General features: G+C 49.1%; 16 protein-coding genes. All 16 read right to left on the reverse strand.

Features of this window, described 5'->3' with window-relative positions; all coding sequences use genetic code 11:
• Positions 1–27: 27 nt before the first annotated feature.
• Positions 28–2,076 (reverse strand): hypothetical protein, encoded by a 2,049-nt coding sequence (locus tag BLT89_RS15835; protein WP_090197630.1) that lies wholly within the window; start codon positions 2,074–2,076, stop codon positions 28–30.
• Positions 2,077–2,084: 8 nt separating this feature from the next.
• A complete protein-coding gene (locus BLT89_RS15840) occupies positions 2,085–2,681 on the reverse strand; it encodes a hypothetical protein (RefSeq protein ID WP_090197633.1) in 597 nt (198 codons plus the stop codon).
• Positions 2,678–3,049, reverse strand: a complete 372-nt coding sequence (locus BLT89_RS15845; protein WP_197673518.1) for a GtrA family protein — start codon at positions 3,047–3,049, stop codon at positions 2,678–2,680. Before BLT89_RS15845 ends, BLT89_RS15840 begins: the two co-directional genes overlap by 4 nt.
• A gap of 11 nt (positions 3,050–3,060) precedes the next feature.
• Positions 3,061–4,026: a glycosyltransferase gene (locus BLT89_RS15850; RefSeq protein ID WP_090197638.1), complete on the reverse strand. Its 966-nt coding sequence runs from the start codon at positions 4,024–4,026 to the stop codon at positions 3,061–3,063.
• Positions 4,023–4,976, reverse strand: coding sequence for a UDP-glucuronic acid decarboxylase family protein (locus BLT89_RS15855; RefSeq protein ID WP_090197639.1), 954 nt, complete (start codon positions 4,974–4,976; stop codon positions 4,023–4,025). The genes BLT89_RS15850 and BLT89_RS15855 overlap by 4 nt, the downstream gene beginning before the upstream one ends.
• 43 nt (positions 4,977–5,019) lie before the next feature.
• Positions 5,020–5,862 (reverse strand): FkbM family methyltransferase, encoded by an 843-nt coding sequence (locus BLT89_RS15860; protein WP_090197642.1) that lies wholly within the window; start codon positions 5,860–5,862, stop codon positions 5,020–5,022.
• 30 nt (positions 5,863–5,892) lie between these two features.
• Positions 5,893–6,636 (reverse strand): class I SAM-dependent methyltransferase, encoded by a 744-nt coding sequence (locus tag BLT89_RS15865; RefSeq protein WP_157718893.1) that lies wholly within the window; start codon positions 6,634–6,636, stop codon positions 5,893–5,895.
• A gap of 120 nt (positions 6,637–6,756) precedes the next feature.
• Positions 6,757–7,110 carry a DMT family transporter gene (locus BLT89_RS15870; protein ID WP_090197648.1) on the reverse strand — a complete coding sequence of 118 codons (354 nt, stop codon included), beginning with the start codon at positions 7,108–7,110 and terminating at the stop codon, positions 6,757–6,759.
• A gap of 51 nt (positions 7,111–7,161) precedes the next feature.
• Positions 7,162–8,127 carry a glycosyltransferase family 2 protein gene (locus tag BLT89_RS15875; protein WP_090197651.1) on the reverse strand — a complete coding sequence of 322 codons (966 nt, stop codon included), beginning with the start codon at positions 8,125–8,127 and terminating at the stop codon, positions 7,162–7,164.
• A 34-nt stretch (positions 8,128–8,161) separates the two neighbouring features.
• Complete coding sequence (locus BLT89_RS15880; protein ID WP_090197654.1) at positions 8,162–9,223, reverse strand: acyltransferase; 1,062 nt, start codon at positions 9,221–9,223, stop codon at positions 8,162–8,164.
• 39 nt (positions 9,224–9,262) lie between these two features.
• Positions 9,263–11,602 carry a glycosyltransferase family protein gene (locus BLT89_RS17755; RefSeq protein ID WP_157718894.1) on the reverse strand — a complete coding sequence of 780 codons (2,340 nt, stop codon included), beginning with the start codon at positions 11,600–11,602 and terminating at the stop codon, positions 9,263–9,265.
• A complete protein-coding gene (locus tag BLT89_RS15885; protein ID WP_090197657.1) occupies positions 11,599–12,723 on the reverse strand; it encodes an acyltransferase family protein in 1,125 nt (374 codons plus the stop codon). Before BLT89_RS15885 ends, BLT89_RS17755 begins: the two co-directional genes overlap by 4 nt.
• Positions 12,720–13,415: a class I SAM-dependent methyltransferase gene (locus BLT89_RS15890; protein ID WP_231975035.1), complete on the reverse strand. Its 696-nt coding sequence runs from the start codon at positions 13,413–13,415 to the stop codon at positions 12,720–12,722. The genes BLT89_RS15885 and BLT89_RS15890 overlap by 4 nt, the downstream gene beginning before the upstream one ends.
• Positions 13,416–13,615: 200 nt before the next feature.
• Complete coding sequence (locus BLT89_RS15895) at positions 13,616–15,085, reverse strand: glycosyltransferase family protein (RefSeq protein ID WP_090197663.1); 1,470 nt, start codon at positions 15,083–15,085, stop codon at positions 13,616–13,618.
• Positions 15,082–16,518 carry a glycosyltransferase gene (locus tag BLT89_RS17760; protein WP_157718895.1) on the reverse strand — a complete coding sequence of 479 codons (1,437 nt, stop codon included), beginning with the start codon at positions 16,516–16,518 and terminating at the stop codon, positions 15,082–15,084. The genes BLT89_RS15895 and BLT89_RS17760 overlap by 4 nt, the downstream gene beginning before the upstream one ends.
• 33 nt (positions 16,519–16,551) lie before the next feature.
• Entirely contained in the window at positions 16,552–17,409 is an 858-nt protein-coding gene (locus BLT89_RS15905; protein ID WP_090197668.1) for a class I SAM-dependent methyltransferase, read from the reverse strand.
• Positions 17,410–17,428 lie beyond the last annotated feature (19 nt).

The raw sequence follows: 17,428 nt of genomic DNA on the forward strand, positions 1-17,428 counted from the left end.
CGTACCCACTTTCTTATTTTTTGCGGCCTATTGCCATGGAATCGTTAGTGGCTGAACGCCAATATCGTGCGCCCAAAAAACGCCTTCCTGCACCAAGGAAACCTGCAAACTTCCGCCCTTGATTTCCATGGCTGAATCAATTGGCAGGCGAACCGCCAACTCGCCCTTGGCTGGGATATCGAATGGTAAATCCATGCGGGTATCCCAGCCAGAAGCAGGCAGGCCCGTGGAATCCAGGAATCGCCAAGAAATACGCATCGGCGTGTTAACACGGGATCCAGCAGCAATAGTCAAATCTCCAGTGTTATGGATGCTTAAGTAGACAATGGTCTGGCCCTCAACCCTAGCTATGCTACCGAAACGATAATCCAGCTTACGAATTTCCTCTTGGGTGTATCTCCGCCCCAGCAAAGAGAAACTGCCTGGAATCTGGGTTACCCACGCGGGATCGCAGCCTTCAAAACCAATCGGAACAACCTTACTCATGAAATCAAGGTACGCATTCTCATCGTCGCTTTTTTCAACGAAGGACATGAATAAAGCCAGCCGTCTTGGCAGCTCAGCACAATCCTTCCCGTATTCCAAGGTATAACCTGGAGGTACAAAACCGGAGTAACCATTCAATGTCTTGGCACCATGCCGCAGTGAAACCCACATCGCATCTAACTCGTCCGCGAAATAAGGCCCCTGACGCTGAGCAAAAAACAGGATGGCATCCGGATTAACTTCCTGAGGCACAGTCGCCTCAATCAGCGATAAACGATCACGCCATTCGCTTTTATGGCTAACATACATGGAGGTCGCAGCACATTCGAGAAACACCAGCGGCAAGATGACCAGCATGACCAGCCGACCACCCCAGCGCCACTTGTCTCGGAGGTAATCGATAGCCAATACCACCATGTAGGCCACGGGAAAGAGCAATACCTGATCCAGACGTGTCATTACACGGATTGCAGAAGCCAGCGGCAACTGGTGCAGTACATACCAGAAACTGAACCCACCAACATTCAGGGTCAAGGCAATAAGCCCAAACAGAACCCCGGCTATTACCATGAATGTATGAGCGTTGCTGCTTCGCGCGCCCACGAGAAAACCCATTGCAGCCAACAGCATTGGCATTGCTCCCATGAACATCTGATGCTCATGGCGCATTGGAATATCGGCAAAGAGGCCTGCTGTTGGCCAAGACCAGAAATCAGACAAATCGGCGAGAAAATAGCTTTGCGGCCGGGGCAGCATCGATGCTATCTCTCCCCATGAGCGTACTGCCCCGTAGAGCCTGGATACTTGGATATACGGATAAAACAGCACCACCAGCGCAATCAGCTGACCAGTTAGATAAAGCAGAATTCGCCACTTGTCCTGCCGGACCTGAATCTGCCACTGCGCGTTCAGCTCTCGGATTGGTTGCACAAAAGGTTGCTTCAAACTGCACCGGCTGAAGACGAAATGCATGCAAACTGTGGCAGCGAGCAGCAATAGCGTAAAGAATCCCATATAGATGCCGGCGTAAAACTGCCATACCAACCAGGCGCCTGAAATGACCAACAGGCGATATTTCTTCTGCTCCAGAAAAAGAGTGAAGAACGCCATGGCAAGCGGCACGCCAAAGCGGTAGTGCAGCTGGGCATGGCCTGCATGGGCAGTCGTTGGCAAAGCGAAAGCAAAAATCAATGCCCCCACCGAGGAAGCCAGCGGGCTCCCCCCCAGAAGGCGCAATGCATAATAGGCAGCAGCAAAGTTCGCCACATAACCAAACAAGAACCAAAGCTGAAAGGCAGTGTCAGGCTCCGCTACAAAAAGACGGGCCAAGAGATATACAGGCGCCGAGCCGAACAGGTTATCCGAAAAGCCCAGCACATAAGGGAAGGGGGAAAAGAACCCAAGTTGCCAGAGCGACTCGGATTCACCGAAAAAAAACTGATAAATATTTTCCAGGAAGTAATTGTTAAGGCGCGCATCAGCAATGTCTCCAGGCATCAGCGCCAGCCCGTGCAGCTGCCTGAGCGGAACTGCGACAAAAGCACAAACGAATAACGCAACAACACACAACAAATACGATCGACTTTTCATATAAAGGGCTACCGGCACTTATAGTCCATCGACTCCGCGCTTTTGCGGAACGGATCGGTCAAATCATCCGAATAAAACCCCATCAACAGTCGCTTTTTGGGCAGCCAATTGGCTCTAAAGTAACGCCCGAAACTTGCAATCGCCCCACCCTTTTCCGTGAGCTTCACGCATCCATTCTCGATCGCAATGGTTCCAGATTCGAGTTGCTCCGTAAGTCGCACATCAACCAGACGGTGCTCCTTGACGTACTCCTTGGTGAACACTTCTTCAAAGCGCTCATGACGGATTCCGCCGCCGCGCTGCTGAAGCTTTTCCAGAATGTAGAACGACAACGAACGGTCAATCACCGTAGGCACCGAAATGGCCAGTGCATAGCCCGCCAGCAACCAGATCACCACCAACAGAGTCTTTTCAAAACCCGTAAAGAGCGCAAAGTAACGAATGCCGAAAAGAATCAACGCTGCGAGTATCGCCGCAATAAACACATCGGCAATAGCTGCGTAAAAAACCACATCAACCCGCAGATACCGTACATGAAACCAGTAAACACCGAGCAGCAGGACGAGGAACAGCAGACTGGCTAAGCCGGACTTGAGCACTTTCATATTTTGAACACCAGAAATTTGTTACCCAGATAACTCAGAGAGACCTGCAGGACAGTAGCCAGCAGAAAACCCACGCGGTAATCGAGACCGAAATAATCGCTCCACACCAACAGCACCGCGCCGTGCAGCAACGCGATGGCACCATACAGGCCACTGAAGCGCAGCGCCTCTGCAAAAATCGGCTCCCCGGTACGCGGAAATACAAAATACCGGCTGCCGACGAATGAAGCGCTGATACCAAATACAGCCGCCGTCAGGTTAGCCAACCCGGCCGAGGAAAAATGCAAGACCTGCAGATTGAAGGCGAGTACCGCGAAATGCACGGCGGTGGCGACTATGCCATTGATTCCGTAGCGCAGCACCTCCATGTAAGGGGCCTTCATGGGCGAGAAGTCTGTCCCCGGGTTTCAATGACGCGCTCGACGAAATCATGGTATGCAATCGCATTGCTCACCGTACCGCCGCGCACAACACCCGTTAGCATAAGCGTCATAAGAGCAAGAGCTCCCGTCTGCAAAAGCATGAGTACCAGGATCCCCAGCGCAACAGAAAACCAGCCCGGGGTCGAGAAACCGACCAGCTTCAGGATGATGGCCGCTGTAATCCCCACCATGGAAAAGCTGGCGATCAATCCGCAGAGGATACCGACCCTGACCAGTACGTCCTCAGCAAACACCATCAGCCCCTTAAATCCGTGCAGCACCAGGCCGACAAAATTCATCTTCGACTGGCCTGCATAGCGAGGGCCACGATCGATCAGCCGCGCAGTGGTGCGCAGTTTAGAGGCCAGCACCGTGCCGGCGACATGAATGGGTAACTCCTGCATGGCCACCAGACGCCTGACAGCATTCGCCTTCAGTCCCATGAAGTTACCGAAGCTGATCGCGCGACCGGTCATCAGACTGAAGAAGCGCTTGTAGATGGCATAGAACAGTTTGAACTTCAGCGTTTCAATGCGGCTTTTGCGCTGGGCAACCACCACGTCGACTTGTTCTTGTTCCAGCCCTTGGAGAAGATCAGGAATAGTCGCGGGTAGATCCTCACCGTCCGAATCCATCACAACCACTCGCTGATGCGACTCAATACGCTCGGATACATATCCCAGTCCGATGGCGATGGCGCGCTGATGCCCGACATTACGTCGCAGCTGCAGGATTACACCCTCCAACCCAGCCCGCTGCAGACTGTCGATATCAAGCGAGGTCTTCACCGAGCCGTCGTCCACCGCCACCACGAAGATCCTGCCGGCAAACTGCACGGCCAGCTCCATAAACAGGCGGCTACTGGCCTCGACGTCCTCGTAAACCGGGGTGACCACAATCAGCGGGTGATCAGCGAAACTCATGCCTGCACCAGACGACGGAAATAGTCGATGGTTCTGGATAGTCCGGCCTCCAGCTGCACTTGCGGAGCCCAGTCCAGCGTTGTGCGCGCCAGCGTGATATCCGGCTGGCGCTGACGCGGATCATCCTGCGGCAGCGGCTTGAGCACCAGCTGTGAAGTACCACCGACCATGCGCAACACCTTTTCAGCCAGCTCACGGATGGTGAACTCCACCGGGTTACCCATGTTGATCGGTCCAGTCACTTCCGCCGGACTGGCCATCATGCGCACGAAGCCTTCGATCAGGTCATCGACATAACAGAAGCTGCGCGTCTGGGCGCCATCACCATAAATGGTGATGTCCTCGCCGCGCAGGGCTTGGACGATAAAGTTGCTCACCACCCGACCATCGTTGGGGTGCATGCGCGGGCCATAGGTATTGAAGATGCGCACCACCTTGATCTGCAGCGCGTGCTGACGGTGGTAGTCGAAGAACAGGGTTTCAGCGCAACGCTTGCCTTCGTCATAACAGGAACGGATACCGGTCGTGTTGACATGCCCCCAGTAGTCCTCGGTTTGCGGATGTACCTGCGGATCACCGTACACCTCGCTGGTGGAGGCCTGCAGAATCTTGGCACCCGTGCGCTTGGCCAGACCAAGCATATTGATCGCGCCATGCACGCTGGTCTTGGTGGTCTGCACCGGATCGCGCTGGTAATGCACCGGGGAAGCCGGGCAGGCCAGGTTGTAGATCTCATCGACCTCCACATAGAGCGGGAAGGTGACATCGTGGCGCAGCATCTCGAAATGCGGGTTGCCCAGCAGGTGCGCGATATTGTCCTTGGTGCCGCTATAGAAATTGTCTACGCACAGCACATCACAGCCCTCTGTCAGCAGACGCTCACACAGGTGCGAGCCGAGAAAGCCAGCGCCGCCGGTCACCAGTACACGCTTACGGTTGGAAATGCGCAAAATCTAGATTCCTGACTATGAGTAAATGACTGAACCAAGCGCTTCAACGAAACAAGCGACGCTTGATCCCGGCCAGCGCATGAAGCAATTTCCAGCTTCGACTCGAATGCATCGTGGCCAATTGTGCTTCTGCCTCATCGGCCCGACGCATGGCGTCTGCCAGTGCCATCTTAAGCTGTTGATCCGCTTCTATCGGGTAACTGAGTGGATGGCCGTGGCAAAGCTGGAATTCATCCAGAATATTGGGCGGAATGCTGAAACATGGAATCAACTCAGGATGTTCCTGAGCCAAGTAGTACCAGTTAATGCCATCGCAATAGGCATATTGATAGCCCGCCTCAAGGATCAGAGACTCCCACGCGGGCCTTTTGATAAACGGTGACTCAAGCATCACCAGCCACGGCCTGAATCGAGCAAAGTCCATCCCGCGCAGGACCTGCTCTTCAAAGCCTTCGACATCTATCTTGAGAAAATGAAATGGCTCGGACGGCGGCAGGTATTGTTCGCATATGGCATCAAGTCGGCTAACCCTTACCGTGCGAGGAGTAAATTGAATACCGGCCGCTTGCTGAATATCGCGCATTTCTTCGCTGAGGGTGGACAGGCCGGTATTACGATCTTCATAAAATGTTAGTTCGCCCTGCGCCTCGCCTACTGCTACACAGAGCGTCACATCTTCCGGGCGCTCGGCACAAAGTGCCTGATAGTAGTGCTCAACGGGTTCAATATTGATTCCGCGCCAACCGCGCTCATACAGTGACTTGGTCACCGAGTCATGGGTGGGATGATTAGCGCCAACATCAATATAGCGTCCCGGTCCAAACAATTTGAAAACGCGCCAAAGGATCACATCTTCGAAATTCTGGGCATATGAAATGAATGGCATAGGAATATTCCAGTAGGCACAGGTTAGACTCTATTCTTTACGATAAATGACATAAATAATGTCAGCTGGCGCAAATCGTAGAAGTGGCAGAGATAACGATGCAAAAAAACATACCACAAGCCGAGCAAGTAAGCCATGCGATCCTGCTTGAGAAACACGAGAATAGAGGCCGCGCAAGCTAAATGTCGAAAGTGTTCCACTCGTAATTTTTTTAAAATAAAATTTATTCGCCAGCCGGCTTAAATTCCTAGCATTAAAGTAGTGGACATGAGGGGAAGGCAAGCCCTTTTGCCACATTCTCTCGAATAAAGAATTTATACCTACACGACAACATGCTTTTGAAAAGCGATATATTACCCCACTACTACTGGGCAAATTGAGTAAAAGCAAACCACCTGGCGACAGGTGTCGACTACACGCGCGCAATGCGCTTTCAACATCTATAATGTGCTCAATAACGTCATTAAACACAATAACATCAAAAATTTCTTTTTCTCCAAGTGCGCTCGGAAAAAAACCAAAGCGAACCGGTTTACCCTGGCCGTTTGCGACATCGTAAATGCGTCTGTCCGGCTCGATTCCCAATACGGAAAAGTGTGAACTCGCAATATCCAGAAACCAACCATGCGCCGACCCTACATCTAACAGGCGCCCACCTGCGGTGGGTCGCAGTAGCGTGAGCGAACGAACGAGTCTTTTAAAATTGCGCTCGCGCAACAGTCTTAGGCCGTTGGCGCGAGAGAGTTCATTTAACTGACAATGCGCGTCGTCCACGTTAATGGCGGGCCTCAAGTCAGCAAACTCGTAGCCACAGCTTGCGCAAGAGTAGTGCCACTCCCTAGAGCCGTGCTTCATATGATCCGAGCATACTCTACACCTCATCATATTAATCATTTAGAAATCGCTCACTGATATCCAGACGCCTGCACAAATAACAGCCGCACCAACAATGTTATTTAAACTAATCTTTTCACCGAGAAAAAAATGAGACATCACCGGAACCAGGAAAAACGCCATGCCCGCAAAGGGATACGCAACTTTCAACGGCACGTCTTGCAATACAAAAAGCCACATAATGGTTGCGCCGCCGTAAACAATCAACGCGAAAATCAGTGCGGGTGAAATCATACCGATAGAATATCCGAAAATCTGGATACCTGAACTTCCAGCAGCAATTTTGAACAAAACTTGACCAAGCGATAGCGCGATAACCGAGGCCAATATCAGGAGAATTTGAGTGGTCGTCACGAGCCAATATCCTATTCGTTATTCTGTGGGATCGAATCGAACATAAATATTTCAATTCCGGATTCGCGCGCGATGTATAAGTCGACGAGGAATCGACGAAATATCGTAAGAGATAAACGCAAGCACGAATTGCAATCCAACTAAAATCGGTAGCGAAGCAAGCATAACGGTACCGGCTGGGGTGGCGCTTCCATTATGGAGAGCATCGAGCCAGTGATAGCAACCATACGCAACACCGAATATAACCATGACCATGCCGATAGGCAGTTCAAATGACGCAATAGACATGTCGCGCAGGTAATAATTATAAAAAACACGCTTGCCGAAATTGCGAAAATTTTTAAAAAAGAACTCTCCCACTACACGAGAGACTTTCAGGTTACTGATCTCATCACCATAATTAGCGTGCATTGGTATATCAAGAACTACGGCGCGGATGGTATTAAGCCGAAAGAGCATATCCGACTCGAAAAAATATCGCTTACTGATCTTATCTAAAGGAAGGTGTTTGAGCGCATCACGATGAATTGCCGTATAGCCGTTGGTGGGATCAAACAAGTCCCAGTACCCTGATGAAAGCTTAGTCATAAAGGAAAGTACAGCGTTGCCAACTATTCGAATGGCCGGCATTCTGCCAATACTTTCAAGATCAAAAAAACGATTTCCCTTAGTATAATCAGCCTCGCCCGCGATCAATGGTGCGACGAAATCTGGTATCAAGCTGGGGTCCATCTGCCCGTCACCATCGAGCTTTACTATGATGTCGATTCCGTCCTCAAGCGCCGCAACATAACCGCGCACCACGGCGCCGCCGACCCCGAGATTTTTATCATTATATAGAACGACAATGCGCTGATCGATTAAGTTAGCGGCTACGAAATCGCCCGTTTTTTCAGGGCAAGCATCGTCTATAACATAGATCTTTTCGCATTCAGGTCCGATTTTAGAAACGACATCAACAATGTGCTTTCGAACCTTGTAGGACGGTATGACAACTGCAATACGATGAGCTTTCATATAATTACCGCCGATTATTTTTTAGCATTCAAATCTATTTCAAAATAGGGCGTAAAAATCTTGACCTGGCAAGAGTTACAACAAGAATCGCAGTTAACGAAAATACAACAAAAGGGGCTATTACCTGCCATGCGACAACCTGAGACCCTGCCCGAAATGCGGGCGTTAGCATATCAATAATAAAAGGGTGCAGGGCGTATATGCCTAAGCCATAAGCGCCCAGTCTACTCAATAAATCTGAGTCACGATCCGTACCAGAACGAATCGCAAGGAGCGCAGCGCCTACACCAAAAAAATATGTTCCGAACACATAATCAGGTAGAGAGGTAATGGTCTTGCTGGATGTGAGGAAATACACCTCAAGAAAATGCGAAGTAGCACCGAAAGCAATCAACCACAGCGAAATCCTAAAGACATTTGAATCGCCACGTAAAGTTGATATGTATATGCCGGAGGCAAAGAATAGCGTTGAGAAAAACGGGCCATTCCTTGTATAGAATTCAAAGTCGAAGCCTATAATAGAGTTTTTGTAGGCACCACCAATAACGCCAGCTATAAATAGAGCGCAGCCAACTGAAATCTGAAAGATCCCCATTCTCTGTCCGACCAAGCGCTCGATCCACGCAACCGTGGTACAAATAAATGCAGCGATTGCCAGCGCCGGCAAAAACCAAAGGTGATACTTATAGCCGCCAAAAAGAAAATTTTCATAATTTTGCGTCCATATATAAAACCAAAATCTGGATGAGTCCATTGTACCACTCGGAGACTCAACAGTATTTAGCCAAATATTGTATGGGAGCAGATAAATAACCGAGTATAAAAAATACAAAGCAAGCAATTTTGCACAAAATCGAGCCATTCCAACCACTGGATTTGGAGTGTTCAACACTCGGGAATACAAGTAACCAGACAGAACAAAAAAGCATGGCACAGCAAATCGGGCGGCCTGATTTATTGCAGAAGAAATTAACTCCGCATACGGAATATTGGCGTGAAAGAACGGGAAGCAATGTAGCGTTATAATCGAGAAAATGGCAACAGTTCTCAATCGATCAATGCCATAATTCCTAGTGTTCACTGCTGCTTTATCCATGGGGCCGATTATTGAAATTAATATTTATTTACGGCGATTTCATCGGCCGAGTGCAACGCGAGGTTTATTTCGGCGCAAGCGTAATGAAAATAGCCCACACCACAATATCAATCCCCCGGTACTGACAAACAGCCCGATTCTAAACGAGTTGGGGCGATATAAAACCTCCACGACGCTATCGCCCGGAGGATATTTTAGTGCCTTACCCAGTACCTGCGCAGGGTACAATTCAACCGAAACTCCATTAACTTTTGCCTGCCAGCCAGGGTAGAAAGCATCCGCAATAAATAACCAACCGGCGCATTCAGATTTAATTTCGACTTTATAATATTCGGATCTATTTTCAATTACTTTGAGGTTGGCGCGTGATATCTCCCCGCAGCGACTGGTGGAGTCCGAAAATGCAGCCTCAGTCTCGACAATAAGTTTATCGCCGGCCTTACCTGCCGATAGCAGGCCAACCGCCTCCTCAGTCGAATCAGCTACTACAGCGCTTTGATAAGAACGAATCAACGGCAAGGCATAGTCATTCTTATATATATTTTCAGTAACCCCGTGTAAACCGGGGGCACTTGCCTGACCCAGCATTGAAACATATCGAATACCAAGCACATCAATCGCTCTAGCGCCTGGAGGTACATTACTCTTGCCCTCCAATTCATTTTGAAATACAGGATCAAGAATCCGTCTTCTACTTAAAGCCAACCCCATAGATCCGTCTATGGATTTTATTCCCCACAGCGCCGCCGGATGAGGAATCAAATTATTAATCATATATCGATAGCCTGCCTCCAATTCAGCGGAGTTGGCTGCCATAAATACAAATCCAGGCGCATATGGATTATTTATCATCGACCTGTAATTGACTTGGTCTAGATCACTTAATATTAAATTAACTTCTTCCGAGGGATTTAGCTTCTCCGCCGGAAAAAACCTGAACACTTCATCACGCGTAATTAGCACATATACAATTAGAGTGAGGAAACTGGCTGGCGCAATAAATTTTTCTTTTGTCAAAAGAATCAACAAATAACTTGAGATAGACATCACTATAACAAGCAAGCAATCTGATCTATATGTATCTGAATTTTCGCCCATCCATACATATAAACCGGCAATTAATATCACAATCCCAATAGCAAGAATACTTACTTTAGACATAATGAAATATTGGAGTCTTTGCGATTTCACGCAATCAGTGATCACGCTCAATCCGCGCGCCGAAACCACAGAAACGCCAACCACGGCCACCAATAAGAACGGATGCATAATTCTATAATTATGCAGGCCTGGCACTAAATTATTATTATAGACAAATCTAAATATGGGAGAAGCAAATTCCACCCCCAGGTTTATCAAAGCAAAGGCTGCACAAGCATGTGCCAATATACGCGGCGAAGGCTTCGCCAAAAGTCCAATCACGGAAAAAATTGCTGCTGCTAAAATTCCCAGACTGCCCATTTCCTGAATAGGCTTTATCGGCCAAGCCCAAAATAAAAAACCTCGAATATAAGATGATACGGGGGTCGCCCCACCGAAAGGCAGAGCTACACCATCTCTACGGTGCGAGTACTGAATCAGCTCCAGTATTGGCATCAGCTGCACAGCAGATAACAGAACAGTCAGAATTAGAGCCAAAGCCATGCCTGAAATTATTTTCCAAACATGTGGCAACACCATTAACCGACCGCCTTTTGTTATCAGCAGTGATGATCCATATACGAGTAAGTATATTGCGGCTCCATGAACCAAGTGCGGGTATCCAGAAAACAGCATTAACGTAGCGGGGAGCGGAATCCACAAAGCCCGGGCAACTCCTGGTTGTCGCAACCAGAACTCGCACGCAACAAGCAACCAGGGCAGCCAGGCAAGGGTTCCCGAAACACTGATGTTGTATTGGATACTTATCCAGATCGTAGAAAAAGTGCAAACGGTAGCGCCAAAGGCGGCCGCCCACCGGTCAATGTCCAATTGCCTGCAAAGAACATACAAGCCTACTCCGGCAACAAGCATGTTAAGCCAGTGGAGCACTCCAACCCCATGTTCTGGTTTGAATAACAGTGCACTGAGCAGATTCGTTGGGTTTAAATAACCTCCCTGACTTTCAGCAAATACAGGGTGTCCACCGTAGATACCTGAGTCCCAAAGCAAATCAGCCTCGCCTAGGATCCAGTTATGCAAAACCGATAGCAGGGTCCAGCCATGATGAGCCGAATCCGCATGAATAATCACCTCACCTTGCCAGAGTGATGGCCACCAAAACCATGTGACCAATACAATGAGGAGCGTCAGTGGAGATATAGCATTCATACAACGTATTACAGCGCCACGTAGACATGAATGACCAATGTTTATTCCCGTCTGAACATTGCCGCTCATGATTTTTTTCTCAAAATATTCGAAGCTATTATTAAGCCTTTTTTACGCAAAGGACTTTCAATAAAACGATAATTAAGATCGCTCAAGAGAACTATCAGGAGTGCCGACACAAGAGTAAATTGCCAAAAATATTCAGGGCCAAATTCTTGCTTGCTTGGACTGACTCTGTAATAAATCTCTCTTGTAAAAAAAAATACAGGTACATGCGACAAATAGATCGCATATGAGCGCGAGCCTATCCAAAGTAGTAGCCTTTTTAGCGTCGTCGAAAATGCAAATAAGTCAAAATTGTAGGATGCCAGCCAGACGAGCGCGCCCCCCAGCGCAGCATGAATGCTGAAGCGGTACTCCGAGAGCAGAAGCGCCTGCGAGCCAACTAACCCCATCAGCAGGCAAAGTACGAGCAGCGTCATTATCCCCAGCCAGCGGTGACGCGAGAAAATTTGAGGTCTAAAGCGATTATAATTGAAACTATGGCTCCATATTGCCAGCAGCACACCAAGAGCAAGTGCGTCGGTGCGGAAAACAACCATCATTAAAGTGCGATCTGTGAACCATTGATACAAAATCAGCCCGATAAGCACTATGGACAGAAAGCGTCGACTGACTAGCACCAGCAGCGGCAACAACAGATAGAACTGCTCTTCTAGCGATAGCGACCAGTAGACAAAGCTCGCTCCATAAGGGTTTTGCATAAACGTATATGCAAAACGAACATTTGCATACTGAAATACACCCGCTAAAGTAGCTTCCAGATTAACCTCAAAAGACTCAAAGACACCTGTTTGGTTAAGCAACAGAGATGCCAACAATATTAAAGCCAGCCACAACCAAGCTGATGGCAGTAGCCGCCAGGCACGACGTGTCCAGAAGGCGAGAGTCATCCGCCAGGCCTGTGTAATATTGGTGGCAGCAAGCAAGCGAGGCACCAGTTCTCGGGCAATTACGAAGCCCGAAATGGCCAGAAATAGATCGACACCGGCGCCCCCCATAAAAGATGCGCGCAGCCACTCTAGGGTGGGCGTACTCCATACGTATAAAATGTGCAAGCCATGGTAGACAACCACGCCCAGCACTGCGAAAGCCCGCAGAACCTCAATATCATCTATTCGACGGCTCATCGGGTTATGGACTCCAAAGACTTGCGCGCAATGATGATCTGGCTTTTCGGCAGCAGCTGGTCGAGTGCGCGCTTTACCGGTGCGGCGTCGGGCAGGCTGATAAAGCGCTGCCAGAGGGACGCCCAATCATTGAGTAGCGGCGGATATGGCGGCTGCACCACGTCGTAGGCTTCGCCAGCGAGCTCATCCCCTGACGCCCGCGCCTGAGTCCAGTAGAGCAACATCCAGATAGTCCAGAAGAAACCGTAGGCATCGCGCTGCACAATCTCTAGACCGGAATCGGTGACCATTCGTGCGAAGGCTTCGCGACCAAAGATGTGAATATGGTTTGGTTCGCGAAAGTAGTACTCAGGCGCCAGCCCTTGCTGCATAAGCTCGGATTGTTCGTCCGGCACCGCCAGCAGATAAAGCGCGCCGGGCTGGCCGACGCGCTGCAACTCAGCCAACAAGGCTGCCGGATCCGGCACATGCTCTAACACTTCCATGGCGATGACCCGACTTATGCTGGCACTGGCAACCGGCAACGGCAGGCTGGAGCAGACATGCCCTTGCGGCTCGCGCGCCGGGGTTTCGGCTAACCGCGCACGCAGCGACTCGACTTTCTCCGCCACGGCATCGATAAACACTATCCGCGCGCCACGACGCGCGCAGAATAGCGAGGCCCCGCCAGCGCCGCAGCCAACATCCAGCACACTATCCTCTGCAGTAACCGGAAACCCACGGAAAAGTTCGCCGCTATCGTTGAGATACCATCCACTTTGTACCGCATCGACTAGGCCGCAGTTTCGCGAATCAACAAAGCCTTCTGCGCTCGATATCTCTCGCCAGAGCTCCTCGGTAGACCGTGAATCACTATCCAAGCCGGATAGGCGGCGAAAGAGCTGAGCGGGTGTCATTGTGCAAACCTCCCCTTAACCATATTTAAAAACTCAGCGAGCCGTTCACGAGCAACCTCGCGGGAGCAATGAGCCTGCATGCGCTTGACTGCAGTTACAGACATCACTTGATAGCGCTCAGGGTCGTTTATTACGCATGAATAAGCATCCAGAAAGCAGCTTTTAAGTGATTCCCAGTCGATCTGATGCCGCAGCGTACGATAAGCCTGTCGTTGATCGTGCGGCCATGCACAGGCTTCTTCCCAGCTTTTCACCACAAATGCCACTTCGTGATCGATATAGTCCGCCATTGCTGAATGACGTGGTGCGATTGCAGGTACGCCACATGACAAAAACTCCATTAGCGGAAGACACTGTCCTTCGCCATAAGCAGCATTGATTACATATGTACTCGCCTCAATGAGCTGCTCAAAAGAGTCTCCTTCGAGGTAACCCTGCAACAGCACCACTCGACATTTAAAACTTGGCATACGCGCCAACCAGATAAGCATATCGTCAATTGCAGACTGGTAATTCTCACTGTGTCCAAGCTTAAATACTAAGGTAGCATTTGGCTCATCCTCAAATGCACTACAAAATGCAGTAAGCATATCAGACCAATTCTTACGGCCATCATGAGGATTAAACAAGGTTGTAAATACAACACCCTCCAAACGTAACTCGCTACTCCCCAATAGCCACAATGGTAATTCTGGCTGCTCATTTGATTTAGGAGCCCATTCCAACGGATGCCTAGCACTATATAGCTTACGCATGGATCGCCACCACCTACGGCCATGACGCCAAGAAAGAGCAACCCGTGATTCACCAATTAAACGATCTGCCAATGCGGCTGCACCCGACTCTTGGACCTGTCGGATCTTTATTTCACGCAAGCGCTGAAATGCCAATCCAATCGATTCGTCGCCCGAAATATAGGGCACAAGCCGAGGGTCAAAGGTATCAACAACTATTCCAGAACTGATATTTAAAAAACCTCCAACTAAAGGCTTCCTTTTTCGTAATCGTATTTTTGAGTACTTGTCCCAAACTGGTGACGGTACGCTAATTATCGGGAACTCACTTCCCAACTCACGCTTGACCGCTTTTACCACTTGCATTGAATGGGTGATGGCCACACCGAAACGGCTTAGCATCAATAACCAATTCTGGCGATCATCTGAAGAGAGACTCTCATTTGGGATGCTGCTGAATTCCCAAGCAAATACAGGCACCGTGACACATGGCAAATCAGTTAAGCATTTATTTGGAGGGGTAAATGAAAGGAAAAAACACTCCTCACCTGCGCTGAATTTGGGATGATAATGCTGCTTAATGTCTTCAACTCGATCAATTACTACAACCTCACCCAGGTCCCGAAGTACTGGAAGAAAATCTTTTAGAACAAAATAATAGCTGTAGTCTGGTCGTCCTAGACCCTGAAGAATTGTGCTCTCATTGAAACGAGAGTAAACCAAGATCTTCATTGTTCGGTCCTCTGCACCTGAGAGTCTGCAAGTACTCGATTCAGATGCATGCGCAAGTCACGCTCAATAAATTCTTCATCGCCGAGTAATTTTATACGCTGAGATGCTGCTGCAGACATACACTGATAATCGGAAGACCGCTTTGTCACAAAGTCAAAACTAGCGCGGTACGCCTCAACCAGCGATTGCCAGTTAAGGCGATGTCGATAAGTGAAGTAAGCTCCATAAGGTCTGTGAGGCCAAGGTGCTGGCTCCTTGGTGCCGGCGAGCACAAAGCCTAACTGTTCATCAATGATATCTGCCATTGCACTGTGATTAGGTGCTAGAGCAGGACACCCTGCAGCCATGAATTCAAGCAAAGGCAAGCAAAGTCCTTCCGTTGAAGATGCATTAACGTGGTAAGTGCTTGCCTGCAAGAGCTCCAAATACCAATCGAGTTCCATTAAGCCATGAAGCACGACTATTCTGCATTTGAATGGTGCTAGTCGACTTAGTAATGTAAGTAGTTTGGAGTGATAAAACTTCAACTGTATGCTAGTCACCTTAATCACAAGCGTAGCTTCTGCACAATCCCTGAATGCCCATGCAAAGGCAGAGATAATTTCTGACCAGTTATTATGAGGATTTTCAGGGCTTAATACTGCAGTATAAACAACACCTGTTAGCTGAAGATTTATGGGTGTATCCAACTTAATAACACCAAGCAAGCTATCACATGGTTCAGGCGATCGAGTATGAACTGCTGAGACCCATTTACGCCAAGCATCTTGTGTGAGACTTTTAGCGTAAGCAAAGCGAGAACCAAGAGCCCGACTGACACGCCGAGATAATTCAGAGGGCACTGCAACACCTTCCAACTCAGCTTCAAATGCTGGCCCCAATCCATTTGGATCAGGATTTAACACGCAACTATCGATTAATCCGCCCGCAAAGGAAAAATATCTAGGCTCCAAGTTTGGCTCCCGACCCAATTCAGGACACAAATTACCAAACTGACTCCAGACCGGAGGTTGCACGTTGACAAGCGGCAAGCTTGGGGAAGTTGCATGAACCGACCTATATGCCTGCAAACTTGTACAAATAACTCCCTGTATTCGATTAAAAACATAACGCCAATCGTTTTGGAGATCGTGACCCCAACTGCTATCAGGCAGGTTATCGAAACCCCAAGAGAACAAACAAATTGTTGGGCACTCCAAGCCTACAGGCATCTCCTGAGGCGGCGTTGCCGAAATGAAAACAACTTGCAACCCTTTAGCGAGGTATAGTTGGTAGAGTCCATCCACCTCATTAGCGTTTACCTCTAGCACATCCCCGATGCGCCTCAATACAGGAATAAATGCCTTCAATAATAAGTAATAGTCAAAATCGGGCTTGCCCAAAAAGTCATTGATTACGGACTGGTTGATCTTGGAACTGACTAAAATAATCACATTAAAACCAAAGAAGGAGTATTGGTTGGTATTTCAGGGCTTGAGTGCAATAACGACTTGGCTCTTAGGCATTACTTCATCAAGAGCTGATTTAATCCGTAACCCGGAAGGTTGCTCAAGCAATTCGTGCCAAGTTTTTGACCAATTTTCAAGAAGGGGATGCCAAGGCGGTGACAACGGCTGATTCTCACAAGCCCAATAAAATGACCACCAGACTGCGTGGTAAAAGCCGTAACTGAAACGATCAACGATTTGTAGTCCGGAATCACTGGCCAAGCTCTCAAGCTCACCTCGCTTGAACACTCGAATATGGTTGGGCTTTTCAAAATATACGCTTGGTGCTATGTGCCGTTGTACTTCCTCGCTTCGCTCATCCGGTACTGTTAGCAAAAACAATGCTCCAGGCTGCGCCACACGCACCAGTTCCGCCATGAACTTAGCCGGATCATCAACATGCTCTAGCACCTCCATCGCGACCACCTTACTCACACTAGCACTTGGGAGTGGGATGGGATTTGCATCAGTAACCAGTATTTGCACACTGCGCGCTGGTATAGCTTCCAATTGCTGGCGAGCTATCTCCAGCTTGGCTCCATCAACATCAGCCAAAATGATTGCTGCCCCTTGCCGGGCACAAAATGTGGCGTGACCACCAGCTCCACAGCCGATATCCAGCAAAGTGTCCTCAGAGGTCACGGGAAACCCTTTAACCAGCTGTCCACCCGGCTGAGTCCAACCACTCAGGTGAAGATCTTTGAGCCCTATAAGGGTTGCATCATCGAGGCCCGCCAGCCCGAGGTGATCGCCTGAAGTAACATCTGGAGTTCTTGGCACTTGGCTGGATTGACTCCGCAGAACATTTACTAGTAAGCGCTTAATACGCCGAAACATGCCTGAACCTTGCTGTATT

This window comes from Pseudomonas pohangensis, from assembly GCF_900105995.1.
Classification (GTDB): domain Bacteria; phylum Pseudomonadota; class Gammaproteobacteria; order Pseudomonadales; family Pseudomonadaceae; genus Aquipseudomonas; species Aquipseudomonas pohangensis.

Excerpts from the sequence above, each read along its gene's own strand:
- BLT89_RS15840 (WP_090197633.1), bottom strand. The coding sequence starts at position 2,681 with ATGAAAGTGCTCAAGTCCGGCTTAGCCAGTCTGCTGTTCCTCGTCCTG.
- BLT89_RS15860 (WP_090197642.1), bottom strand. The coding sequence starts at position 5,862 with ATGCCATTCATTTCATATGCCCAGAATTTCGAAGATGTGATCCTTTGG.
- BLT89_RS15885 (WP_090197657.1), bottom strand. The coding sequence starts at position 12,723 with ATGAGCCGTCGAATAGATGATATTGAGGTTCTGCGGGCTTTCGCAGTG.
- BLT89_RS15895 (WP_090197663.1), bottom strand. The coding sequence starts at position 15,085 with ATGAAGATCTTGGTTTACTCTCGTTTCAATGAGAGCACAATTCTTCAG.
- BLT89_RS15875 (WP_090197651.1), bottom strand. The coding sequence starts at position 8,127 with ATGAAAGCTCATCGTATTGCAGTTGTCATACCGTCCTACAAGGTTCGA.
- BLT89_RS17755 (WP_157718894.1), bottom strand. The coding sequence starts at position 11,602 with ATGAGCGGCAATGTTCAGACGGGAATAAACATTGGTCATTCATGTCTA.
- BLT89_RS15835 (WP_090197630.1), bottom strand. The coding sequence starts at position 2,076 with ATGAAAAGTCGATCGTATTTGTTGTGTGTTGTTGCGTTATTCGTTTGT.
- BLT89_RS15880 (WP_090197654.1), bottom strand. The coding sequence starts at position 9,223 with ATGGATAAAGCAGCAGTGAACACTAGGAATTATGGCATTGATCGATTG.
- BLT89_RS15905 (WP_090197668.1), bottom strand. The coding sequence starts at position 17,409 with ATGTTTCGGCGTATTAAGCGCTTACTAGTAAATGTTCTGCGGAGTCAA.
- BLT89_RS15850 (WP_090197638.1), bottom strand. The coding sequence starts at position 4,026 with ATGAGTTTCGCTGATCACCCGCTGATTGTGGTCACCCCGGTTTACGAG.
- BLT89_RS15845 (WP_197673518.1), bottom strand. The coding sequence starts at position 3,049 with ATGGAGGTGCTGCGCTACGGAATCAATGGCATAGTCGCCACCGCCGTG.